This window comes from Streptomyces sp. NPDC050856, from assembly GCF_040653855.1.
Taxonomy (GTDB): domain Bacteria; phylum Actinomycetota; class Actinomycetes; order Streptomycetales; family Streptomycetaceae; genus Streptomyces.
The window spans coordinates 1-21,962 of record NZ_JBFAGV010000036.1 but is presented as its reverse complement, the minus strand read 5'-3'; the positions used below and the strand labels follow the sequence as shown (position 1 = coordinate 21,962).

The following is a 21,962-nucleotide window of genomic DNA, read 5'->3' as shown; positions in this document are numbered from 1 at the left end:
GTGACCGGCTCCGCACCGGGTCAGGCCGTCAGGTGGGCCTCCAGCCAGTCCGCGGCGGCGCGGCGGAACAACCGCCGGTTGTCCGCCCGCAGGAACTCGTGCCCCTCGTCGCGCAGCGTCAGCATCCGGGCGGGCAGGCCGCGCTCCCGGGCCGCGCGCACCACCTGCTCGGACTCGCCCGGCGGCACGTTGGTGTCGTGCTCACCGTGGACCGCCAGCAGCGGTACGCGCAGCGCGTCGACCCGGCTCATGGGGGACAGGGCGCGCAGCAGCTCCCGGTCGCGTTCCGGATGGCCGTACTTGTGGGCCGCCGACTCGGCGATCCACGGCTCGGTGCCGGCGAAGAAGGTCGCGAAGTCCGACATGCCGCACACCGCGACACCGGTACGGAACAGGTCCGGGTGCCAGACGAGTGACGCCAGCGTCAGATAGCCGCCGTAGGAGCGCCCCATCACGGCCAGCCGCGCCGGGTCGGCCCGCCCGGTCAGGATGGCGTGCGCCGCGCAGTCGGCCACGTCGTCGATCGCGGCGAACCGCCCCGTACCCAGGTCGGCGTCCATGAACGACCGTCCCCAGCCGGAGGAGCCGCGCACGTCGGGCGCGAACACGTCCAGGCCGCGGCCCAGCAACTCGTGGTACAGCGGGTCGAACACCGGCCGTTCCTGCTCCTCGGGACCGCCGTGCAGGTGGATCACGCACGGCGCGGGATGCCCGGGGTCGCGGCCCGGTGCCCGGTAGTACCAGCCGCCCAGCGCCAGCCCGTCGCGGGCCCTGGGCCGCAGCGGCACCGGACGCACCGGCGGCCGGCCGGGCGGCACGGCGTCCTCGTCGCGCGAGGACCACGCGGTGCGGGTGGCCGGGGCGTCGCCGGGCAGCCACCACACCCCGGGGCGCCGCTGGGAGCCCGACAGGGCCAGCACCATCCCGCCCGGCCCGGCCCGGGTGATCCGGGTGACCACCTCGTGCGGCAGTTCCACCTCCCCGGCCACCCCGCCGCCCGGAAAGGGCAGCGTGGCGAGCTCGCTCGCCCCCCGCACGTTCCACGACAGCACCGCGCGGCGGCCGTCCTCGACGAACGCCAGCAGTTCGAGGTCGCTGCCCTCGCGCTCCGCCACCACGGTCAGACCGGTGCCCGCGCCCTCGTCGTCCAGCCCGGCCGCCAGCAGACCGGCGAACTCGCGCTCCTGGTCGCTGCGCAGCCACAGGGTGCGGCCGTCCGGCGAGAACCGGCCGATCCACGGATCGCCGTCGGCGACCCGCACGGTGAATCGGGCGCGCGGATCCCCGGTGCGCACCACCACCGCCTCGCGCCGTCCGCGCGGTCCGCGCCGCAGCAGGGCCAGCCGCCCGTCCTCGCTGAGGTCGCACACCCGCAGGGTCGCGGCGTCCGTCTCGGTGGCGAGCAGCACGGGCGAACCCGTTGCGTCCGGGTCGACCAGGTAGGCGGCCAGCCGGTCACCGGTGTCCCCGGAGCCCCCGTCGAGCAGGGTGGGGCGCCCGTCCCGCTCCGCCCAGCCGGCGGGCAGGTCACCGAGGCCCGTCTCGTCCGGGGCGGGCCCGGCCGGGGGAGGCGGTTCGGCGACCGTCACCGCCACCGCCGAGCCGTCGCGCGCCCAGCAGCCCAGATAGGCCGAACTGCCCGCCCCGGCACCGGCCAGCAGCCGGCGGCCGGTGCCGTCGGGGCGCACGCAGAGCACCCGGGTGTGCTCGCCGCCCCCCGGGGCGACGGTGTAGGCGATCCAGCGGCCGTCGGGCGACCAGGCCACCTCGGTGACCGGGTCGGGTTCGGAGTCCAGCAGGTGCAGGCCGCCGCCACCGGGATCCCCGCTGACGGGCCCGGTCCACAGCTGCGGCACGCCGGTGCGGTCGCAGATGAAGGCGACGTGCTCGCCCGTCGGGTCCACCGACGGGTACCAGCACCCGTGGGAGACCAGCGGCTGCGGGGTGTCCCGCACGCCCGCCGTGTCGGCGAGCGGAACCGGTACGGGCGCCGCCCCGGCCGTACCGGTGGGCGGCACGGGTAGGGCGGCCATCCCCACCGGGTCGGCCGCCGGCGGCGGTACGGGCGGCGCCGGGGCGGGACTGCCACCGGTCGGGGTGGCGGTCGCGGTGGCCGTCGCACCCACCGGGACGGTCAGTTGATTCCGTGCGTCTGCAGCCATATCTCCAGCAACGCGATGTGCCACAGGGCGTTCGCCCCGCGGTTGGTGCGGTGGGCGTCGGGGGCGGCGAGGAGTTCGGCGACGTAGTCGTCGCGGAAGACGCCGCGTGCCTTGGCCTCGGGCGCGTACAGGGCCTCGCGGACACGTTCCAGCACCGGGCCCGCCATGTGGCGGATGGCCGGTACGGGGAAGTAGCCCTTGGGCCGGTCCACGACCTCCCGGGGCAGTACTGCCCGTCCCGCGTCCTTCAGCACGCCCTTGCCGCCCTGCGCCAGCTTCAGCTCGGGCGGACAGGCCGCGGCCAGCTCCACCAGCTCGTGGTCCAGGAACGGCGTACGGGCCTCCAGGCCCCAGTCCATGGTCATGTTGTCGACCCGCTTGACCGGGTCGTCCACGAGCATCACATGGGTGTCCAGGCGCAGCGCCGCGTCCAGCGCCGTCTCGGCACCGGGCACCGCCATGTGCTCGCGCACGAACCGGCCGGACACGTCGTCCTCGGTGAGCAGGTGCGGCTGGAGGATCCGGCCGAGGTCGGCGTGCGGCCGGTCGAAGTACACCTTGGCGTACTGCTCCGGCTCGGCCTCCCGCTCGACGGCGGCCAGGTCCGGATACCAGCGGTAGCCGGCGAACACCTCGTCCGCGCCCTGACCGCTCTGGACGACGCTGACCTCCTTGGAGACCAGTTCCGACAGCAGGTGGAAGGCGACCACGTCATGGCTGACCATCGGTTCGCTCATGGCCGCGACGGCCCCGTCCAGCGCGGTCGACACCCGGTCGGAGGGGACCAGGAGCTGGTGGTGGTCGGTGCCGTAGCGCTGGGCGATCAGGTCGGAGTACCGGAACTCGTCGCCCTCCTCGCCGCCCTCCGACTCGAAGCCCACGCTGAAGGTGGCCAGGTCCCGCTGCCCCTCCTCGGCCAGCAGCGACACGATCAGGCTGGAGTCCAGGCCACCGGAGAGCAGCACGCCCACCGGGACGTCGGCCACCATGCGGCGGCGCACCGCCGTGCGCAGCGAGTCCAGCACCGCGTCCCGCCAGTCGGCCGCGTCCATGCCCGCGTGCTCGGGGCGCCGGGTGTAGGAGGGCTGCCAGTAGCAGCGGTCCTGGTAGTTGCCGTCCGGCTCCACCACCCGCACCGTGGCCGGGGGCAGCTTGCGCACCCCGGACAGGACGGTGCGCGGCGCGGCCACCGTGGCGTGCCAGCTGAGGTACTGGTGCAGCGCGGCCGGGTCCAGCGAGGTGTCCACGTCGCCGCCCGCCAGCAGGGCCGGCAGCGTCGAGGCGAACCGGAGCCTGCCGGGGGTCTGCGACAGGTACAGCGGCTTGATGCCCAGCCGGTCGCGGGCCAGCACCAGCCGGCCGGTGTCGTGCTCGACGACGGCGAAGGCGAACATGCCCATGAAGTGGTCGACACAGTCCGTGCCCCACTCCTGGTAGGCCTTGAGCAGCACCTCGGTGTCCGAGGTGGAGAAGAAGGTGTGGCCCAGGCCCCGCAGCTCGTCCCGGAGCTGGCGGTAGTTGTAGACGCAGCCGTTGAACACGCCGGTCAGCCTGGCCTCGGTGTCGGTCATCGGCTGGGCGCCGCGCTCCGACAGATCGATGATCTTCAGCCGGCGGTGGCCGAGTGCCACCGGCCCCTGGGACCACACTCCGCGGCCGTCCGGCCCACGGGCCGCCAGCCGGTCCGTCATCCGCTCGACGGCGGCGATGTCGGGCCGCCCGCCGTCGAACCGGATCTCTCCGCTCAGCCCGCACATACCGCACCGCCGATCCGCGTCGTACGGTCCGGACTCAGCGGCAGGGCCGCGGCCCCGGGATCCTCCTCAAGCCCTGCGTCGGGCGCTATGGAAACTGTCACGACCACTCCTCGAAGACGCCGGAGCGGGGAATCTGCCCGCCGCCCGGTCGGGCCGCTCCGGGCGGCCCGCTCTGCGGCCCCGGGTTCCCCGTTGATCGTGGAGTAAGCCCATCGGCGGCGAGAAACCGCCGGTCGGTGCGCCGGGGCCACGGTCGGGGACCAGGTGCGCGGGCCGTGCGCCGCGCCCCGCGCGGGCCGGATGCCGCGCGCGGGCTCAAGCCCCCTCTCCCCGCGGCCTCGCCCCCAGCCGGGAGGGATGTCCCGGTCCGTGCGGCAGGGGAGAAGCACCGAGCGGCAGCGCTGACGGAGAAGCGGGCGGGTGCCGCGGGCAGTGGCACACCCGATGCGCCGTTGTCGCACGCCCAGTGTGCTCCCGGCGGCACCGGGGCGGGTTCCGGCTGGTGCACGGCGCGGTGGCATACCGGCGGTGCGCGCCGGCAGGGGCCCGGGCGGGCGGCGGGGCGTGGAGTGGCCGGTTCGTCCGCCCGGGCGGCCAGGACCACGGGCGGGGCGGTGGGCCTCAGTAGTGGCCGACCAGCCGCATGTAGCGGGTCCAGTCCCACAGCGGGCCCGGGTCGGTGTGGGTGGCGCCGGGGACCTCGTGGTGGCCGATGACGCGTTCGCGCGTGCGGGGTATGCCGTAGCGGTCGCAGATCGCGGCGGTGAGCATGGCCGAGCGCCGGTACAGCACGTCGGTGAACCACTCCGGCCGGTCCACCCAGCCCTCGTGCTCGATGCCGATGCTGCGGGTGTTGTACGTCCAGTCGCCGGCGTGCCAGGCGATGTCCCGCTCGCGGACGAACTGGCCGATGTAGCCGTCACCGGAGGCCACCATGTAGTGGGCGGACACCCGGCGGGCGGGGTCCTGGAAGATCCGCATGGCGTCCTGGAAGGTCTCCTGGGTGACGTGGATGACGACGTACTGGACGGGATGGCTCGCGGGGCGGTCGGCCGCCGTGTAGTTGGCGGGGCTGGCCGGTATCCAGTGCGTCACCGGGTAGGCGGCGCCGGCGGCGGCCCGGCCGGTCAGCGCGGCGAGACCGGCGGTGGCCGTGGCGAGGGCGGCGCCGCGAAGCAGCCGCCGGCGGGTGGGTCCGGCACGGTCCATGGAGACTCCCTCGTCGGAAGGCCGGTGGAACGGGGCAGAAAGTCGGGTACATGACAACCATCGCGGCGGAGCCGTCCACTGCCAAGGGGGCCGGCGCCGGGAAACGCGCCACCCACGACGACGGACACCGCCCGGCTGTACTGACCGGGGACATGGGTCGAGCTCACACTCAGGTCGCGGTTCGGAGATCCTCGCTTGACCTGAACCGAGGTCCAGGTCCGAGGCTTGCGCCATGAGTGAGCGAGAAGAGCGGTTCGGTATCGGAGAGGTCGCCGCGCGTGCGGGTCTTGAACCCGACACACTGCGGTACTTCGAGCGACAGGGGATCTTGCCTGCCCCTCGGCGTGACACTGCTGGGCGCCGACAGTACGTCGCCGCCGATGTCGACTTGATCCGCATGCTGGTCCACTTGCGCGAGACAGGAATGCCCCTGGCCGACATCGCGCGGTTCACCGGCGCCGACACCGAAGTCACCGACCCGTCGCGGTTGCGGCTGGAGCTGCTCACCGCGCATCGCCAGCGCGTCGAGGACCGCCGTGAGGCGCTGGACCGTGCCCTTGAGGTGATCACCCGCAAGATCGCGGACTACACCGATCAAGTGACCGACTCACCGGACGTTCTTGAGCGACCCGACACGACGATCGCCTACAGCGTCCAGGGGACGGGACCACTCCTCTTCCTCGTCGGCGCGCCGGCGGGGCGAGCCGGGTTCGCAGCTCTCGCAGACGAGCTGGCGGGACAGTTCACCGTCGTCACCCATGATCCTCGCGGCATCGGGGCCAGTCGCATGACGCGCGGAATGGCCGCACCAACGCCTGAAGTCCTCGCTGAAGACCTCGCCGCGCTGGTCGACACCTTCACCGGCGCGCCGGCGACCTTCGTCGGCACGAGCGGCGGGGCCGTGACCCTTCTCCAACTGGCCAAGCGGCATCCCGACCTCGTCGGATCGGCCGTACTGCACGAGCCGCCCCTGATCACCCTCCTGGACGATGCCGCCCTCGCCGACCGCGCCGCGTCGGCGTTCGCTGTCGCGACGACTGACCCTCAGCGAGCCGTGCAGGAGTTCTTCGATCTCAGCGGCGCCGCCCACCACACAGGCCCGGACCAGGCGCCGCCCACGCATATCGCCCTGCCGGAGCTACCGCCTGAAGAACTCGACAAGAACCGCTACTTCCTCGGCCGGATGGCCGGCCCCAGCGTCTTCTACGAGCCCGACATCCAGGTCCTGCGTCGAGCCCGGCTGACCGTGTGCGCCGGCTCGCTGAGCCATCACCAGATGGCGCGTCGGGCGGCCGATGCCCTGGCCGTTCTGCTGCGCCTGCCTTTGATCGAGATGCCCGGCAACCACGTGGGCGCGAGCGCGGTCCCGGTTGAGTTCGCTCGCGCTCTCCTGCCGCTGCTCGGCCGCTGAGCGCACGTCTGCACAAGACCATGCGGTCGCCCTGTGTTCGAACGAGTACTCGACCCTCCTGGGCCCCCCGGTCCAGGAGGGCCCCTGCCAGGTCGCACCCGAACGCTGCCCCGCCCCGCGCCACGGACTCGAGGTGGCCCTTCCCGTCGTCGAGGGCGGGTGGTCGATCAGCGAGGTCGCCGCCCGGTCCCAGTCTGAGGCCGAGCGCCGCGACACCCTCGTCGCGTGGCTGCACCAGTACCACCAGCACCGGCCGCGTACCGCACGCGGCAACCAGCCCCCCTGCTCACGATCGATCAACGTCTCCGGCCAGTGCGCCTAGCCCGGCCGCGGCAGGCCCAGCCGGACGTCCCGTACGCCCGGCGAGTAGCGCACCAGCGGCGGCTCCGCGCACGGGGGCAGGCCCGCCGCCACGCGCAAATTCTCCTCCAGGGACTCGACCGCGGCCTCCCGCAGGGGCCAGGGCTCGTGCTCGGCCGGGATCTCCCACACCACGCCCAGCCGGCGGGTGTACGCCCGCCACCGGTCGGTCAGCCACACGTCCAGCTCCGGCCGGGGAGCCAGCCGCTCACCGGGGCGCACCACCAGACGGTAGGAGGCCCCGCCGCCGTACCGGGCGCCGCTGTACACCACGCGCCCGCCCTCCCGCGCCACCCGCAGCCGACCGAGCCGGTAGGGGGCGCCGGCCGCGACGGCCCCCAGCATCAGCGGCTGGGTGACCTCCAGCGAGAAGAACCACAGCCCGTCCCGGCCGTCGGGGCGCCGCACGTAGGTACGCAGGTTGGTCTCGGCGAAGCCGGGCAGTCCCGGCAGCGCGGGGACCGGGTGGGGCCGCACCGCGGTCATCCGGAACGGGGTGAGGCTCACCCAGGCCGCTCCCCGGTACTCGTCCGCGACGAACCCGGGGGGCAGCAGCCGCTGCACCTGTTCGGGAGGGTAGGGCCAGTGGACGAAGCACTGGGTGAGCCAGCGGCAGCGCAGCGCCGCCGGGCGCACCCGCCGCGCCCCCCGCCCGGCCACGGCTCAGGCCTCGTCCGGGCCGCGCTCGCCCTCCGCCTGGGAGGGGGTCGTCCGGGGCACCTCGGAGCCGCCGGTGCCCGGGTCCCCGCCCGGCCGCTCGGGCTGCTCCTCGTCGGGCTCCCGCTCGCCCTCCGCCTGGGAGGGAGTGTTCTCGTACAGGCCGTCGCTCATCGTGGTGCCTCCGGAAAATCGTTTCCGCCGGTCCGAGGCGCCGGGCCGGCAGCGGGCGGGTACCCCTCAGGCCCGGGCACTACCCGGCGGGCCGCCGGAGGAACACCGTCAGCACGGCGCCGGCCAGGTACAGCAGCGCGAAGACCCACATCACCCCGGCCACCCCCAGCGGTCCCAGGAGCAACCCCACCAGGGCCGGGCCGATGAAGGCGCTGGCGCCGGCGCCCAGATTGAGGGCCGACATGGCCTGGCCCTTGTGCGCCGGGGCCAGCGAGGGCACCAGCGCGGACAGCGGGACGTAACCGGCCAGCGTCGCCCCGAACAGGCTCACCAGGACCGTGGCGAGAACCTGGTCGTGGCCCGCCCACACCGTGCCGTAGTGGAGCAGCAGCGTGGTCACCGCGCAGCCCACGCCGCCGCACCAGGCGACGGTGCGCTGCCAGCCGATCCGGTCCCCGACCACGCCGAAGACCAGGTTGAAGAAGATGTTGGTGGCGAACATCGCGGAGAGCAGGCGCAGCCACTCACTGAGCGTGAACCCCAGGGTCTCGGTGAAGAAGACGGGCAGGAAGACCAGGAAGCCGAACTGCGGCGCGGTGTTGATGGCCCGCACGACCGCCCCCGCGCCGACGCGCGGCTCGCGCCAGACGATGGCGAGCGACCCCGCCAGCGTGGCGAGCGGCCGTTCACCGGCGGGTGCCAGGCGTCCGCGGCCGGTGGGCTCGCGCACCAGCAGCAGCGCGATCACGCCGCCCGCCATGACGAGACCGAGCGCGAGCCACAGCGTGCCGTACGCGCCGACACGCGGCACCGCCAGGCTGGCGACCAGCGACCCCAGCGTCGGCAGCCCGCCGGTGAAGGCGAACCAGAACCACCCCACCGCCGAACCCAGCCGGCGCTCGGGAGTCACCGCCGTGACCCAGACCAGGAATCCGTAGGCGAAGAGCGGATAGCCGAGGCCCCGCAGCCCGTAGCCGGCCAGCAGCAGGGCGAAGTCACCCGTGGGGACGGCGATGACCAGGAAGACCACCTGGAACACCACCCAGACGCCCAGGCCCAGCGCCATCACCCGGCGCGGCCCCCACAGCTCCGACAGCGCCCCGGAGAGCCAGGCGGCCGCACTCGCCGTGACGCCGTAGACGCTGAACAGCAGCGCCACCCGTTCCTCCGACAGTCCCTCGCCCAGCAGGTACGGCGACAGGTAGCCCGCTTCGACCCCGTCACCGATCATGAAAATGAGCACGCCGAGGAACCCCCAGGCGAGCGGCCCGGGGATGCCGGCGCGGTCCGGCCAGTGCCTCCGGGACGCCTCTCCCGCGGAGGACGAAGGGTCCATGACGACGGGCACGGGAACCACCTTTTCCAGGTACGGGTCGGGGAGGGCGCGCAGGAGCCCGGTGCGCCGAGGCGTCACGATGGGACGCCGGGCGACAGGCGTCAACGACCGCGCCGAAAACCCCGCGAGGCGCCCCGGCAGGGGAATGAATCGCCGGCCACCGGTCTCCGTCCCGCCCCGGTGGCCGGCCGTCCGCACCGGGCCCCGGCGCGCCGTCACCACACCGGCGCCGAACTCCCCGGCCGGCGCCGGGGTCCGCACGGACCTCGGGCCGTCACCGGGCCGCGCAGTCCCCGACGCTGCTCCCGCCGGGCGTCCATCCGGGTGATGCCGCCCTCCTCTCCGGGCCGACGCCACCGGCGGGGGTGGACAGGGCACGCCGCGGGCGGGAATGTGTGGTGCGAACCTCACGTGGACCCGACAGGCCCGGGCCGGCCGCCGCCGGCGCCGGCCGCGGCCCCGGCGCGACCCCGTACGGGCCTCGGGCGGTGCCACGCGGACGTCCCGGCGTCCGTTGCCGCTCCGCCCCGCCGGCGCGTCCCGCTGCCGTCCGCCGGCCGGCCGTACGGCTCCGTCCCGCGGCCACTGCGAAGGGCAGGTACTCCGGTCATGCCGGTTCTCACCATCGATGTCGGCACGTCGATGATCAAATCCGTCGTCCACGACGACCAGGGCCGGGAACTGGCGCTCTGCCGTACCGGCACCGACGTCCTCAGGCCCCGCCCCGGCTGGGCGGAGCAGGACATGGACGCGGTCTGGAACGGGGTGGTCCGCACCGCGCGCGGCGTCCTGTCGCGGCTCGGCCCCGGCCACGACCCGGTGTGGCTGGTGAGCTTCACCGCGCAGGGCGACGGCTGCTGGCTGGTCGACGCGGACGGCCGTCCCACCGGTCCGGCGGTCCTGTGGTCCGACGGGCGCGCCGCCGAGCTGCTGACCCGCTGGGCCGATGACGGCGTCCTGACGGACGCCTACCGCCGCAACGGCTCCCTCACCTGCGCGGGCATGCCCAACGCGGTGCTCGGCTGGCTCGCCGCCCACGACCCCGGGCGCCTGGAGCGCTCGGCCACGGCCCTGACGGCGGCCGGCTGGCTGTTCCTGCGACTCACCGGGACGACCGCCGTCGACCGGTCCGACGCGTCGGCCCCCTTCCTGGACCACGCCACCGGCGACTACGACCCCGGGCTCCTGGACCTGTTCGGGCTGGGCTGGGCGCACGGCCTGCTGCCCAGGGTCCTGGGCGAGCACGAGCGCGTCGCCGGGATCACCCCGGGCGCCGCCGGGGAACTGGGCCTGCCCGCCGGCCTGCCCGTGGTCATGGCGCCCTACGACATCGCCTCCACCGCGCGCGGCGCCGGCGTCGTCGACCCCGGCCAGGCGTGCGCCATCCTCGGCACCACCCTGTGCACGGAGATCGTGGCCCGGCGGGTGGACACCACCGGCGAGCCGTGCGGCGTCACCATCGCCTACGGGGCCCGCGACCGCGTGCTGCGCGCCTTCGCGACCCTCTCCGGCACCGAGGTGCTGGACTGGGCCGCGCGCACCCTGGGTGTGGCGGGACCCGCCGCCCTGGGCGCACTCGCGTCCGCCGCCCCGCCGGGCGCCGGGGGCCTGGCGTTCCTGCCCTACCTGTCACCCGCCGGGGAACGCGCGCCCTTCCTCGACCCCCGCGCCCGCGGCACCTTCTGGGGCCTGTCCCTGGACCACACGCCCGGCCACCTCGCCCGGGCCGTCTTCGAGGGCCTGTCCATGGTCGTGCGCGACTGCCTGCGGGCCTCCGGGACCGACGTCCACGAACTGCGCCTGTGCGGCGGCGGCTCCGCCAGCGACCAGTGGTGCCGGCTGATCGCGGACGTCACCGGGGTGCCCACCGCCCGCAGCGCCGACACCGAACCGGGCGCCAAGGGCGCCTTCCTGACCGGCCTGGTGGCCAGCGGCGCGGAGAGCGACCTGCGTGCCGCCGCCGAGAAGTACGTCCGGATGGGCTCCACCTGGGAACCCGACCCCGGGCGCGGCGCCCGCTACGACGAGCTGTACGCGTCCTTCCTCACCTGGCGCGGCGCCGCCCGCTCCCTCGGCTGGGCGCCCGCCGCCCCCTCCGTACCGGCGGCGGCCCGTGTCTGACGCCCCCGCTCCCGAGGCCGTCCACATCGGCCTCGACCTCGGCACCCAGAGCGCCCGCGCGGTCGCCGTGGACGGCACCGGCCGCCTGCTGGGCGCCGCGGCCCGCCCGCTGACGGGCCGGCGCGACGGCGTACGCCACGAGCAGGACCCCGAGGAGTGGTGGTCCGCCCTCGCCGGCGCCTGCCGGGAAGCCCTCGCGGGCATCGCGCCCGGGCGGATCCGCGGCCTGGCGCTCGACGCCACCTCGGGCACCGTCCTGCTCGCCGACCGGCACGGCACACCCCGCACACCCGGCCTCATGTACGACGACGGGCGCGCCCGCGCGTACACCGGGCGGGTCAACGAGGCGGGGGCGGAGGTGTGGCGGGAGCTGGGCTACCGCTCCATGCAGCCCTCATGGGCGCTGCCGAAACTGCTCTGGCTGCTGGACCACGCGCCCGTGGACGGCGCCCGCCTGCTGCACCAGGCCGACCTGATCACCTGGCGGCTGGCCGGGCGGCAACTGCCGAGCGACGCGAGCCACGCCCTCAAGACCGGCTACCACCTGATCGAGGAGCGCTGGCCGGAGGAGGAGCTGGCCGCGCTCGGCGTCCCGCCGGGCCTGCTGCCCGACGTCGTACGGCCGGGCACCGTCATCGGCACGGTCTGCGCCGGTGCGGCCCGCGCCACCGGCATCCCCGCCGGTACACCGATCGTCGCCGGCATGACGGACGGCTGCGCCGCGCAGATCGGCGCCGGCGCCCTCACCCCCGGCGCCTGGAACTCCGTCCTCGGCACCACCCTCGTCCTCAAGGGCGCCAGCCCCCACCTGGTACGCGACCCCGCGGGAGTGGTCTACTGCCACCGCGGCCCCGGTGGCTCCTGGCTGCCCGGCGGGGCGTCCAGCAGCGGCGCCGGAGTGATCGCCCGGCGCTTCCCCGGAGCGGACCTGGACGACCTCACCCGCCGGGCCGCCGCCTCCGGACCGACCGCCGTGGCCTACGCGCCGGCCGGGGGCGGCGAGCGCTTCCCGTTCCGCGCCCCCGACGCCGTCCCCTTCGTGCTCGGCGACCCCGGGGGCGACGCCGGGCACTTCCACGCCTGCCTGCTGGGCGTGGCCTGTGTGGAACGGCTCTGCTTCGACCATCTGGACCACATCGGCGCACCCGTCGGCGGTCCCCTCACCCTCACCGGCGGCGGCTCCCGCAACGGACACTGGTCACAGCTCCGCGCCGACGTCCTGGGCCGTACCGTGCGGCTGCCCGAACAGGCCGAGGGCGCCGTCGGCATGGCGGTCCTCGCCGCGACCGCGTCGGGCACCACGCTGGAGCGGGCCGCGGCGGCCATGGTGCGGGTACGCCGGGAGCTGGTCCCCGACCCCGCGCGCACGGCCCGGCTGATCCCCCGCTACCTCGACTTCGTCGACGAACTGACCCGGCGCGGCTGGCTGGACGCGGCCGTGGCGGCGCACGCGCACGGAAGGGCCGAGCGGTGACCGACTTCGTCCTGGTCCGCCACGGCGAGACCGAGTGGCACGCCGACAACCGCTACGCGGGGCGCACCGACGTGCCGCTGACCGCGCTCGGGCGCCGGCAGGCGGCCTCCCTCGGCGCCTGGGCAGCCGGGCAGCGGCTGGACGCGGTGCTGTGCTCGCCGCTGTCCCGGGCCCGGCTCACCGCCGAACCAGCCGCCACCGCCCTGGGCCTGGTCCCGCGTGTGGACGAACGACTCCAGGAGGTCGACTTCGGGCGCGGCGAGGGGCTGACCCGGAGCGAGATGGCCGAGGAGTTCCCCGACGAGCTGGCCGCCTTCCTCCGCGACCCGGTGACCCACCACCTGCCCCGCGGGGAGGACCCCGCGGCGGCGGCCCGGCGGGCCACCCGCTGCCTGACGGAGTTCGTCGACGAACTTCCCGGCGGGCGGGTCCTCGTCGTCGCCCACTCCACCCTCGTCCGCCTGGCGCTGTGCGAGCTGCTGGGCATCCCACTCGCCCGCTACCGCCAGGTCTTCCCGGCCCTGGAGAACGGCGCCCTGACCGAACTGCGGCTGCTTCCCGGCGGGCGGGCGTCCCTGCTGCGCCTCAACGTGCCCGTGACCCCGTGAGCCGCCCTCCCCGCCCACCGACTGGAGCATCCCCGTGACCACCACCGTGCTCGCCGCCGGCGACCACTTCGTCCTGCCCCGCCTGCTCACCCGGGAACTGCGCGCCGCCGTCCCGGGGACGGCCCTGGAGGTGACCGAGATCCGGCTGCCGTGGCCGCACACGCCCTTCGGACCGGTCGCCGAGGTCGACGAGGCCAGCGGCGGCGAGGACGAGCTGATCGAGGCGCTGCGCGGGGCACGGATCTGCGTCACCCAGCTGGCCCCGCTCACCGAACGGGTCCTGGCCGCCTGCCCCGGCCTGGAGCTGTTCTGCGTCAGCCGGGGCGGACCGGTCAACGCCAACCTGGACGCGGCCACCCGGCACGGTGTCGCCGTCAGCTACGCGCCCGGCCGCAACGCCACCGCCACCGCCGAACACACCCTGGCCCTGCTCCTGGCCGCCGCGCGCGGCATCGGCGACGTCCACACCGACCTCAGACGGGGCACTTGGCGGGGCGACCACTACGACTACGACACCTGCGGTATCGAGATCGCGGGCAGCACCGTCGGCCTGGTCGGCTTCGGCGCGATCGGTTCCCGGGTGGCCCGCCTCCTGGCGGCCATGGGCGCCCGCGTCCTGGTCCACGACCCGTACGTGGGGCCCGGGGCCGCGGCGGGGATCGCCGAACCGGTCTGTCTGGAGGAGCTGCTCGCGAGCGCCCGGATCGTCTCGCTGCACGCGCGGGTGACCGAGGAGACCACGGGCATGATCGGCCGCGCGCAGATCGCCGCGATGCCCCGGGGCTCGGTTCTGGTCAACTGCGCGCGCGGCGCCCTGGTGGACTACGAGGCGGTGTGCGACGCGCTGGACTCCGGGCACCTGGCCGGGGCCGGGTTCGACGTGTTCCCCGCCGAGCCGGTGCCGGCCGGCGCCCGCCTGCTGTCCACCCCGGGGGTCGTACTCACTCCGCACATCGCGGGCGCCAGCCAGGAGGTGGCCAACAGGGCCGCCCGGATCGTGGCGGCCGAGGCGGGCCGGTTCCTGCGCGGTGAGCCGCTCGCCCACTGCGCCAATCCCGAGGTGCTCGCCCGGTAGCGGCACGGCGGCCCGCCGCCGGCGGCGCCGATCGCGTTGACCCGGCCGGCGTTGTCAGTGGGCCGGCCGGTCGGCGCCGTCCGGGTGGGGCTCGGCCAGCCGCCGGTGCGCGGCGGCCTTCAGCCGGTCGGGCAGCACCTTGTTCGCCACGCCCTGGACCTTGGTGCGCACCGATCCCGCCACGACCTTCTCCCGGCCCCGCATCATGGCTTCGAACGCCTCCCCGGCCACCTGGGCGGGATCGTCCTTCCTCATCCTGCCGAGCCGGGTGTCCGCCATGTCCGCGCGGTGGAAGAAGTTCGTGTCGGTGGGGCCCGGCAGCAGCGAGGTCACGGTCACCCCGGAGTCCTTGAGCTCATCCCGCAGCCCCTGGGCGAAGGACTGGAGGAACGCCTTCGAGGCGTTGTACACGGCCTGGTGGGAACCGGGCACCGCCGCCGCGACGGAGGAGGTGATCAGCATCCGGCCCTCGGCCAGCTCGACCATCCCGGGCAGCAGCCGCTTGGCCAGGTGCACCGTCGAGGCGATGTTCAGGTCGATCACCCGGGCCTCGTCGGCGAGGTCGGTGTCCAGGAACGCCCCGCCCTGGCCGATCCCCGCGTTCAGCGCGGCGGCGGCCACCGGCCTGCGGGTCGCGGAGACGGCGGCGTACAGCTTCTCCACCCCGTCGTAGGTGGCCAGGTCCACCCGGACCTCCCGCACCGCGGCGCCCCGGCCGCGCAGCTCCTCGGCGACGGCGGCCAGGCCCTCGTCCTCCGCGCACACCAGCAGGTCGAACCCCTCGTCGGCGAACCGCCTGGCGAGTTCCCGGCCGATACCGCTGGACGCGCCGGTCACCACCGCCATTGGCTTCACTGTGTTCATCGTCGCCGAGTACCCCTCCGGCCGGCGCGCAGACCCGGTTTCGCCGGATTGATCATGGGGTACCTGGAAGCGGTTACTACGCCTCGGAGGTGACGCATGAGCGAGCTCGGGCAGTCGACGACCGGGACCATCACCACGAAGGTCCCCGCCAGATTGGACCGGCTGCCGTGGTCGCGGTGGCACTGGATGATCGTGATCGGCCTGGGCACCGTCTGGATCCTCGACGGCCTCGAAGTGACCATCGTCGGCAACATGGCCAGCCGCCTCTCCGAGGAGGGCAGCGGGCTCGCCATCAGCAGTGCCCAGGTCACCGGCGTGGCCGCCGCGCTGTACGTCGCCGGCGCCTGCTGCGGCGCCCTGTTCTTCGGCTGGCTCACCGACCGCTACGGCCGCAAGAAGCTCTTCCTGATCACCCTGGCGGTCTACCTCGTCGCGACCGCGCTGACCGCCCTGTCGTACTCGTCCTGGTGGTTCTTCCTCTTCCGCTTCCTCACCGGCTTCGGCATCGGCGGCGAGTACGCGGCGATCAACTCCGCCATCGACGAGCTGATCCCCAGCAAGTACCGGGGCCGGGTCGACCTGATCATCAACGGCAGCTTCTGGCTCGGCGCCGTGGGCGGTTCCCTGCTGTCCGTGGTGCTCCTCGACACCGACATCCTCCCCAAGGACATCGGCTGGCGGGTCTCCTTCGGCCTCGGCGTGGTCCTCGGCCTGGTCATCCTGCTGGTCCGCCGCCACGTCCCCGAGAGCCCCCGCTGGATGTTCATCCACGGCCGTGCCGAAGGGGCCGAGCGGCTCGTCTCCGACGTCGAGCGGCAGGTGCGCGAGGAGACCGGCCGGCCGCTGCCCGAGCCGGCCGCCGCCATCACCATCAAGCAGCGCCACAGCGTCGGTTTCGTGGAGATCGGCCGTACGCTCTTCCGCGCCTACCCCCGGCGGGCGGTGCTGGGCCTGGCCCTGTTCATCGGGCAGGCCTTCCTCTACAACGCCATCACCTTCGGCTTCGGCGCGATCCTGGTGAAGTTCTACGACGTGCCCAGCGGCTCGACGGGCTACTTCTTCGCCGTCATCGCGTTCGGCAACTTCCTCGGTCCGCTGCTGCTCGGCCGGTTCTTCGACACCTGGGGCCGCCGCCCGATGATCGCGGGCACGTACATCCTCTCCGGCCTGCTGCTGTACGTCACCGCCTGGATGTTCGGCAACGGCTGGCTCACCGAGACGACGCTCACGGCCTCCTGGTGCGTGGTCCTCTTCTTCGCCTCGGCCGGTGCCAGCTCGGCGTACCTGACGGTGAGCGAGATCTTCCCGATGGAGACCCGGGCCATGGCGATCGCGTTCTTCTACGCCATCGGCACCGCGGCCGGCGGCATCTCCGGCCCGCTGATCTTCGCCCGGCTCACCGAGAGCGGGGTCGTCGCCGAAACCGTCCTCGCGTTCTGCATCGGCGCCACGCTGATGGTGCTGGGCGGCCTGGTGGCGGTGTTCTTCGCGGTCGCCGCGGAACGCAAGTCGCTGGAGGACATCGCGACACCCCTGTCGGCCCAGGCCGTGACCGCCCCGGCGAGCGAACCCACCGCCGATGCCGTGCCTCCGGCGCGCTGACCGGGGGCACGGCGGCTGACTGGCTTCCGCACCGAAGAGTGGTTTATCGTTCATTCAGTTGGTGGTGACCTGGCGTTCACCGCCCCCACGACCGCCCCGGCTGGTTCCCCCGTCCAGCCGGGGCTTCTCCTTGCCCCGGCCCGGGGCGGCCGCCGCCCCGGGCGAACGGGTGGGATTGGGGCGCCCCGCGGCTTCAGGGCCGGAAGGGCGGGCATGCGTGTGGTCGAACGATTCCGAGCCGAGGAACGGTACCGTGATGACCGAGTACGAGCGTTCACGCACCATGCCCGCACTGCCGGAGCACGTCTTCGACCAGGCCGCCAACGTCGGCCAGCTCGACACCTGGCTCCCCGAGGAGCTGCACGTCCACCCCGGGGACCTGCCCGCCGTCACCGTGCACGAGGACCGCACCGACGAGGACACCTCCGCGCTGCTGCGCGCCCGGCCCGACCAGATGCGGCTCGAATGGGGCACCCGTGAGCAGGGCGGCTACACCGGCTGGCTCCAGGTCGCCGGAATCGGCAGCGGGGCCAGCGAGGTGACGGTGCACCTGTCGTTCTTCGACGACAGCCACGACCCCGGCGAGCAGGCCGTGGGACAGGCGCTCGACACCAGCCTCGAACGGCTGGAGCGGCAGGTCCGGCTGCGCGTCGACAACGCCGCCGGCTGACCGGGCCGCGCCATGCCACGCGCCAAGCAGTACGCCGTCGCCGCCTCCGGGCAGTGGACCGACGAGGAGGAGGGCCGGCGCCGGCTGCCCGCCGGGGAGGTCCACGCCTGGGAGCGGGGCATGAACCAGACCGTGTGCGGACTGTCCCTCAGCCGTTCCCAGCTCGTGCGCTTCCCGCACGTCCCCTGGTCCGACACCTTCCCCGAGTCCGGGGGAGCGGCCGACCGCGTCCAGCGGCAGTGCCCGCGCTGCGGCTCCGTCGCCGGCCGCCGGGGCGGCGACGCCCGCCCCCGGTGGCAGCGCACCCACCCCCGGCCGTAGGGCCGATCCGGCGGGCCGCGCCGGGAGCCGGCCGCCCGGGTGCGGCCCGTGGCCGGCCCCACCCGCGGCGCGGATCCGCGCGTCCGGGAGGTCCTGGGTGACGCCGTCTTCCGCTCCGACGTGCCGGCCACCAGCGGACTGGACGACCGCAAGTCCTCCCAGGGCATCGTGGAGCACGCCCAGAAGCTCATGGCCGACGCCGTCGGCGCGGAGCACACCTTCTTCTCCACCTGCGGCAGCTCCCTGTCCGTGAAGGCGGCGACGCTGTCGGCCGCCGGCCCGCACGAGAAGCTGCTCGTCGGCCGCGACGCCCACAGGGCCGCAGTGTCCGGCCTGGTACTGGCCGGGATCGGAAGTGCTCGTAGTCCCGCCCCACCTCGGCCACCTCCACCGTCGTGCCGGTGGCCAGGGCGACGCCCTCGGCGCGGGCGCGCACCCCGTCCGCCAGTGCCTCCCTCGAAGGCCGGTACCGGGTCGCCGAGCAGTGCCAGGCTCACCTCCCACAGCCGGTCGGCGCGGGCGCCGAGCTCCTTCCACGTCGGCGCCCCGCGATGCGCCGGACGGTGCGGCGGCAGGGCTCCAGGGCGGAGTCTCAGAACGCGTACCGCACCCGCAGCCAGGGCGCGTGCGCGGAGATCAGCTCCGTCATCCGAGCCACGGCCCGCCGCTTGACGTCGTTGCGGTAGCGGACGTTCAGGGCGCCGTTCTGGGACCGCTTGGCCTGCTGGAGGTCCGGCCGCCACAACACCTCCTCCGCGCGCGGGTGCCAGCCGAGGTTGACCTCGTGCAGGTCCCGGTTGTGGGTGAGGGTGATGACCTCGGCGGCGGCCTGCGCCTTGACGGCGGGGGGAAGGACGTCGTCCAGCTCCCGCAGCAGCCGCGTCCAGTCGGCCTCCCAGCCGGGGCGCAGTACGACGGGGGAGAGGTTGAAGTGGACCTCGTACCCGGCGGCGAGGAAGTCGCCGGCCGCCGCGATCCGCTCGGCGACGGGGCTGGTGCGGATGTCGAGCAGGCGGGAGTCGGCGGCGGGCATCACCGAGAACCGGACGCGGGTGCCGCCGCGCGGATCGAGGTCGAGCAGGGCGGGGTTCACGAACTTGGTGGCGAAGGACACCTTGGCCGTGGGCCGGTCACGGAACGCGCGGATGAGGTCGGCGGTGTTGTCGCAGATCAGCGCGTCGACGGAGCAGTCGCCGTTCTCGCCGATGTCGTAGACCCACCGGTCGGGGTCGCACTGGTTGGCCTCCGGCTTGGGGCCCAGTTCCACGATGTGGCGGTCCAGGGCGCCGATGATGTCCTCGACGTTGGTGAACAGCGTGATCGGGTTGGCGTACCCCTTGCGGCGGGGCACGTAGCAGTAGGCGCAGGACATGGCGCAGCCGTTGGACGCGCCGGGGGCGATCCAGTCGGCCGACCGGCCGTTGGGGCGCACCGTGAGGGACTTGCGCACGCCGAGCACCAGCGTGTGGCGCTTGACGCGCACCCAGCGGTCGACGTTGCCCTCGTTGCCGTGCAGGTGGGGGATGTTCCAGTGGGAGGCGACCTCCACCAGCCGGGCCTGCGGGAAACGGGCGATGATCTGCCGCCCCCGGGGGGAGACGGCGGCCGCCGGCTCGGCGTGGATCTCCGTCACGTCGATCATCCGGGCCGCCGCCGCGTCCGCCGTCCCGCCGGTGTGCCCGGGCGGCGCGGACACGGGGGGCGGCGCGGGGTCGGGACCCGCCCCGCCGAGCAGGTCCGCCAGGCCGAACAGGGTGTCCGGCTCCTCGGGCGGCGGCGTGGACGGGCGGTGCATCGTTTCTCCAGATACGGGGGGATTGCTCCTGCCAGCATGCCACTGCCGGGCGGCCGGCGGCGTGCCCGCCGTTGCTCAGGCCTCCACACCCGGCCGGCGCTCGGCGCCGTTCCCGCGCAGCCGGCGGCCCAGGGCGGTCAGCCGAGGATGGCGCTCGCGCAGCTCCGCGGAGTGGCGGTCGAGTTCCTGGGTGAGGCGCTCGGTGCGCTTGTCGATGTCCAGCTCGTCCAGGATCCGGTCGATCTCGGCCAGCAGCGCTCCGTAGAGCTGCCACTGCCGGGGGTGCTCCTGCACGTCCTCCAGCAGCAGGTCGGCGACCCGGTCGCGGGTCCGCCGGCTGGCGGCGAGGGCCTCGGTCAGCCGGTCCTCGGCCTCCTCGGCGTTGGCCGCCACCTGGGTGGTGATCAGCCGGGCGAAGCTCTCGATGGCGGTGGCCATCTGGCCGAACAGCTCCTCGAGTTGGGTCGCCACGTCCGGGGGGAACAGCGATTCCTCGGTACGGAACCTCGACAGGTCGGTCAGTGTGCGGGACAGCACCCGCAGTACCACGGCGCAGATCTCCAGCGTGTCCAGCCCGGTGCGCAGCACGATCCGGGACAGCAGCCCCTCGCGCACCCGGGGGTTGAGCATGAGGCTCTCCTCGGCCTGCCGCAGCGAGGCGTCCACCTCCACGATGTCGTGGTCCAGCCGACGGGCCTCGTGCAGCCGGGCGGCGGCGTGCGGGAAGGCGATGTGGCCCTTGCCGATCTCCTCGCCCATGGTCCGGAACATCCGGCCCATGCCGCGCGCCAGCCCGTCGATGGACGCGCCGGCCGTCTGCACCCAGACCGGCGGCGCGAACAACAGGTTGAACAGCAGGCCCACGCCGGCGCCGATCAGGGTCTCCAGCACCCGGTGCCAGGCCACCGAGGCGGCCTGGGAGACGCCCAGGACCAGCATGGCGCTGATCGCCACCTCGGGCACGAACTCGCTCACCCGCACATAGCGGCCGATGATCAGCGAGGTGAAGATGGTCAGGCCCAGGCTCCACCAGGTCAGCCCCACCAGGGCGCTGAAACCGATGGCGATGAGGACCCCGACGACGACGGAGTTGACGCGTCGCACACCGGTGGTGAGGGTCGCGTAGAGGGTCACCTGCACCACGAGCAGGGCGGTGAGGGGGGCGGTCAGGGGGGCTGGCTGGTCCGGTAGGAAGAGCAGGGCGACGACATAGGAGATGACGGCTGCGGCGGTCGAGCGAATCGTCTGCGCAGCGACAGGTTCGGTCGTTCGGCGCACCAGTTTGATCACAGGAGCTGATACTTCTGGCATCTCATTCCACTGCCCGATCATGAGCAACTCAGCACCCCCGTGTCCGACGAACCCCTCGGACGCCCGCGTTTGCGGCCCCGGTGACGTGGTACCGCCAACACCCTGACCACCGTCGAGGAGGACCGATGAACCTTCCCCAGCCCCCCGCGCCCTCCGGGGCTCCCCGTGTCACCCCGGTCGCCGTCGTCACCGGCGCCGACTCGGGCATCGGCCGGGCCACCGCCGTGAAGCTGGCCGAACAGGGCATGGACGTCGGCATCACCTGGCACACCGACGAGGAGGGCGCCCACCGGACCGCCGAGGAGGTCCGGTCGCACGGCCGCCGGGCCGCGGTGGCCCGCATGGACCTGACCCGGCTGCCGGAGGCGGCCGACGCGGTCGAGCACCTGGTGCGGGAGCTGGGCCGGATCGACGTGCTGGTGAACAACGCCGGCACCGGTACGGCCACGCCCTTCCTGGACATGGCGTACGAGACCGTGCGCGAGGTGCTCGACGTCGACCTGGCCGGACCGTTCCTGTGCGGCCAGCTCGCCGCCCGCCGCATGATCCGGCAGGGCGACGGCGGCCGGATCGTCAATGTGACGTCGGTGCACGAGCACCAGCCCCGGGTGGGCGCCGCGCCCTACTGCGCGGCCAAGGGCGGCCTGGGGCTGCTCACCCAGGTGATGGCGCTGGAGCTGGCCGAGCACGGGATCACGGTCAACGCCGTCGCGCCCGGTGAGATCGCCACCCCGATGACCGGCCAGGAGGACGAGGACGTGACGGAGAAGTCCCGGCCGGGCGTGCCGCTGGGGCGCCCGGGCGACGCGCGCGAGGTCGCGGCCGTCATCGCCTTCCTGGCGGGGAAGGACGCCTCCTACGTCACCGGCGCCTCATGGGTGGTGGACGGCGGGATGCTGCGGATGGGCCCGCAGGCGGGTTCGCACCTGGAGAGCGACGCCTGGCGCCGGCCCTGAGGACGCGCGACGGGGCCCCGGCCCGGGGACCCGGCGGGGGCCCCGCGCGCCGGGCCGGCGGGGCGCGGGTGTGGGAGGGGGGTTCGGAAATCACACCAC

At 74.2% G+C, this 21,962-nt stretch carries 18 protein-coding genes and 2 pseudogenes; 11 read left to right on the top strand and 9 right to left on the bottom strand.

What is annotated here, in order from left to right; translation table 11 throughout:
• Positions 1 to 20: 20 nt before the first annotated feature.
• The 3 genes from AB0H53_RS25420 to AB0H53_RS25410 form a co-directional block, all read right to left on the bottom strand.
• Positions 21 to 2,033, bottom strand: coding sequence for a prolyl oligopeptidase family serine peptidase (locus AB0H53_RS25420; RefSeq protein WP_362117699.1), 2,013 nt, complete (start codon positions 2,031 to 2,033; stop codon positions 21 to 23).
• Between the two features lie 101 nt (positions 2,034 to 2,134).
• The gene (locus tag AB0H53_RS25415; protein ID WP_362117696.1) at positions 2,135 to 3,919 is read right to left on the bottom strand and encodes an N-acetylglutaminylglutamine amidotransferase; all 1,785 of its coding nucleotides are present in this window, start codon (positions 3,917 to 3,919) and stop codon (positions 2,135 to 2,137) included.
• Between the two features lie 621 nt (positions 3,920 to 4,540).
• Positions 4,541 to 5,128, bottom strand: coding sequence for a peptidoglycan recognition family protein (locus AB0H53_RS25410; RefSeq protein ID WP_362117693.1), 588 nt, complete (start codon positions 5,126 to 5,128; stop codon positions 4,541 to 4,543).
• 232 nt (positions 5,129 to 5,360) lie between these two features.
• Between AB0H53_RS25410 and AB0H53_RS25405 the strand changes: the two genes are divergently transcribed.
• Together AB0H53_RS25405 and AB0H53_RS25400 are read left to right on the top strand one after the other, a co-directional pair.
• Entirely contained in the window at positions 5,361 to 6,539 is a 1,179-nt protein-coding gene (locus AB0H53_RS25405) for an alpha/beta fold hydrolase (protein WP_362117690.1), read from the top strand.
• A gap of 193 nt (positions 6,540 to 6,732) precedes the next feature.
• Positions 6,733 to 6,861, top strand: a pseudogene (locus AB0H53_RS25400) (IS481 family transposase); the annotation flags it as partial.
• On the opposite strand, the gene AB0H53_RS25395 reads toward AB0H53_RS25400, so the two are convergent.
• From AB0H53_RS25395 to AB0H53_RS25385, 3 genes are all read right to left on the bottom strand, one after another.
• The gene (locus tag AB0H53_RS25395) at positions 6,858 to 7,559 is read right to left on the bottom strand and encodes a DUF2071 domain-containing protein (protein WP_362117687.1); all 702 of its coding nucleotides are present in this window, start codon (positions 7,557 to 7,559) and stop codon (positions 6,858 to 6,860) included. The pseudogene AB0H53_RS25400 and the gene AB0H53_RS25395 overlap by 4 nt on opposite strands.
• A gap of 3 nt (positions 7,560 to 7,562) precedes the next feature.
• On the bottom strand, positions 7,563 to 7,730 hold the full coding sequence (locus AB0H53_RS25390; protein WP_362117684.1) for a hypothetical protein: 168 nt from the start codon (positions 7,728 to 7,730) through the stop codon (positions 7,563 to 7,565).
• A 79-nt stretch (positions 7,731 to 7,809) separates the two neighbouring features.
• Complete coding sequence (locus AB0H53_RS25385; protein WP_362117681.1) at positions 7,810 to 9,078, bottom strand: MFS transporter; 1,269 nt, start codon at positions 9,076 to 9,078, stop codon at positions 7,810 to 7,812.
• Positions 9,079 to 9,675: 597 nt separating this feature from the next.
• On the opposite strand from AB0H53_RS25385, the gene AB0H53_RS25380 reads away from it, so the two are divergent.
• The 4 genes from AB0H53_RS25380 to AB0H53_RS25365 are packed head-to-tail and all read left to right on the top strand — an operon-like array spanning position 9,676 to position 14,344.
• Entirely contained in the window at positions 9,676 to 11,187 is a 1,512-nt protein-coding gene (locus tag AB0H53_RS25380; protein WP_362117678.1) for an FGGY-family carbohydrate kinase, read from the top strand.
• Positions 11,180 to 12,661, top strand: coding sequence for an FGGY family carbohydrate kinase (locus tag AB0H53_RS25375; RefSeq protein WP_362117675.1), 1,482 nt, complete (start codon positions 11,180 to 11,182; stop codon positions 12,659 to 12,661). Before AB0H53_RS25380 ends, AB0H53_RS25375 begins: the two co-directional genes overlap by 8 nt.
• The gene (locus AB0H53_RS25370) at positions 12,658 to 13,269 is read left to right on the top strand and encodes a histidine phosphatase family protein (protein ID WP_362117672.1); all 612 of its coding nucleotides are present in this window, start codon (positions 12,658 to 12,660) and stop codon (positions 13,267 to 13,269) included. Before AB0H53_RS25375 ends, AB0H53_RS25370 begins: the two co-directional genes overlap by 4 nt.
• A gap of 34 nt (positions 13,270 to 13,303) precedes the next feature.
• Positions 13,304 to 14,344, top strand: coding sequence for a 2-hydroxyacid dehydrogenase (locus tag AB0H53_RS25365; protein WP_362117669.1), 1,041 nt, complete (start codon positions 13,304 to 13,306; stop codon positions 14,342 to 14,344).
• A 54-nt stretch (positions 14,345 to 14,398) separates the two neighbouring features.
• On the opposite strand, the gene AB0H53_RS25360 is transcribed toward AB0H53_RS25365, so the two are convergent.
• The gene (locus AB0H53_RS25360; RefSeq protein WP_362117666.1) at positions 14,399 to 15,208 is read right to left on the bottom strand and encodes an SDR family NAD(P)-dependent oxidoreductase; all 810 of its coding nucleotides are present in this window, start codon (positions 15,206 to 15,208) and stop codon (positions 14,399 to 14,401) included.
• Between the two features lie 96 nt (positions 15,209 to 15,304).
• Here AB0H53_RS25360 and AB0H53_RS25355 point away from each other — a divergent pair, with 96 nt between their 5' ends.
• The 4 genes and pseudogenes from AB0H53_RS25355 to AB0H53_RS25340 form a co-directional block, all read left to right on the top strand.
• Positions 15,305 to 16,810: an MFS transporter gene (locus AB0H53_RS25355; RefSeq protein WP_362117663.1), complete on the top strand. Its 1,506-nt coding sequence runs from the start codon at positions 15,305 to 15,307 to the stop codon at positions 16,808 to 16,810.
• 256 nt (positions 16,811 to 17,066) lie between these two features.
• Entirely contained in the window at positions 17,067 to 17,480 is a 414-nt protein-coding gene (locus tag AB0H53_RS25350; RefSeq protein ID WP_362117660.1) for an SRPBCC family protein, read from the top strand.
• Positions 17,481 to 17,492: 12 nt separating this feature from the next.
• On the top strand, positions 17,493 to 17,801 hold the full coding sequence (locus tag AB0H53_RS25345; RefSeq protein ID WP_362117657.1) for a hypothetical protein: 309 nt from the start codon (positions 17,493 to 17,495) through the stop codon (positions 17,799 to 17,801).
• A 39-nt stretch (positions 17,802 to 17,840) separates the two neighbouring features.
• Positions 17,841 to 18,152: pseudogene (locus tag AB0H53_RS25340) on the top strand (ornithine decarboxylase); the annotation flags it as partial.
• A 241-nt stretch (positions 18,153 to 18,393) separates the two neighbouring features.
• On the opposite strand, the gene AB0H53_RS25335 reads toward AB0H53_RS25340, so the two are convergent.
• The gene (locus tag AB0H53_RS25335; RefSeq protein WP_362117654.1) at positions 18,394 to 19,596 is read right to left on the bottom strand and encodes a spore photoproduct lyase family protein; all 1,203 of its coding nucleotides are present in this window, start codon (positions 19,594 to 19,596) and stop codon (positions 18,394 to 18,396) included.
• A 75-nt stretch (positions 19,597 to 19,671) separates the two neighbouring features.
• A complete protein-coding gene (locus AB0H53_RS25330) occupies positions 19,672 to 20,907 on the bottom strand; it encodes an aromatic acid exporter family protein (RefSeq protein ID WP_362117651.1) in 1,236 nt (411 codons plus the stop codon).
• Positions 20,908 to 21,032: 125 nt separating this feature from the next.
• Here AB0H53_RS25330 and AB0H53_RS25325 point away from each other — a divergent pair, with 125 nt between their 5' ends.
• The gene (locus tag AB0H53_RS25325) at positions 21,033 to 21,863 is read left to right on the top strand and encodes an SDR family oxidoreductase (RefSeq protein ID WP_362117648.1); all 831 of its coding nucleotides are present in this window, start codon (positions 21,033 to 21,035) and stop codon (positions 21,861 to 21,863) included.
• Positions 21,864 to 21,962 lie beyond the last annotated feature (99 nt).

What these genes read in the sequence shown, in the direction of transcription:
- AB0H53_RS25335 (WP_362117654.1), bottom strand. Translation starts at nt 19,596, where the DNA reads ATGCACCGCCCGTCCACGCCGCCGCCCGAGGAGCCGGACACCCTGTTC.
- AB0H53_RS25405 (WP_362117690.1), top strand. Translation starts at nt 5,361, where the DNA reads ATGAGTGAGCGAGAAGAGCGGTTCGGTATCGGAGAGGTCGCCGCGCGT.
- AB0H53_RS25415 (WP_362117696.1), bottom strand. Translation starts at nt 3,919, where the DNA reads ATGTGCGGGCTGAGCGGAGAGATCCGGTTCGACGGCGGGCGGCCCGAC.
- AB0H53_RS25330 (WP_362117651.1), bottom strand. Translation starts at nt 20,907, where the DNA reads ATGCCAGAAGTATCAGCTCCTGTGATCAAACTGGTGCGCCGAACGACC.
- AB0H53_RS25360 (WP_362117666.1), bottom strand. Translation starts at nt 15,208, where the DNA reads ATGAACACAGTGAAGCCAATGGCGGTGGTGACCGGCGCGTCCAGCGGT.
- AB0H53_RS25390 (WP_362117684.1), bottom strand. Translation starts at nt 7,730, where the DNA reads ATGAGCGACGGCCTGTACGAGAACACTCCCTCCCAGGCGGAGGGCGAG.
- AB0H53_RS25345 (WP_362117657.1), top strand. Translation starts at nt 17,493, where the DNA reads ATGCCACGCGCCAAGCAGTACGCCGTCGCCGCCTCCGGGCAGTGGACC.
- AB0H53_RS25355 (WP_362117663.1), top strand. Translation starts at nt 15,305, where the DNA reads ATGAGCGAGCTCGGGCAGTCGACGACCGGGACCATCACCACGAAGGTC.
- AB0H53_RS25420 (WP_362117699.1), bottom strand. Translation starts at nt 2,033, where the DNA reads ATGGCCGCCCTACCCGTGCCGCCCACCGGTACGGCCGGGGCGGCGCCC.
- AB0H53_RS25380 (WP_362117678.1), top strand. Translation starts at nt 9,676, where the DNA reads ATGCCGGTTCTCACCATCGATGTCGGCACGTCGATGATCAAATCCGTC.
- AB0H53_RS25350 (WP_362117660.1), top strand. Translation starts at nt 17,067, where the DNA reads ATGACCGAGTACGAGCGTTCACGCACCATGCCCGCACTGCCGGAGCAC.
- AB0H53_RS25325 (WP_362117648.1), top strand. Translation starts at nt 21,033, where the DNA reads ATGAACCTTCCCCAGCCCCCCGCGCCCTCCGGGGCTCCCCGTGTCACC.
- AB0H53_RS25410 (WP_362117693.1), bottom strand. Translation starts at nt 5,128, where the DNA reads ATGGACCGTGCCGGACCCACCCGCCGGCGGCTGCTTCGCGGCGCCGCC.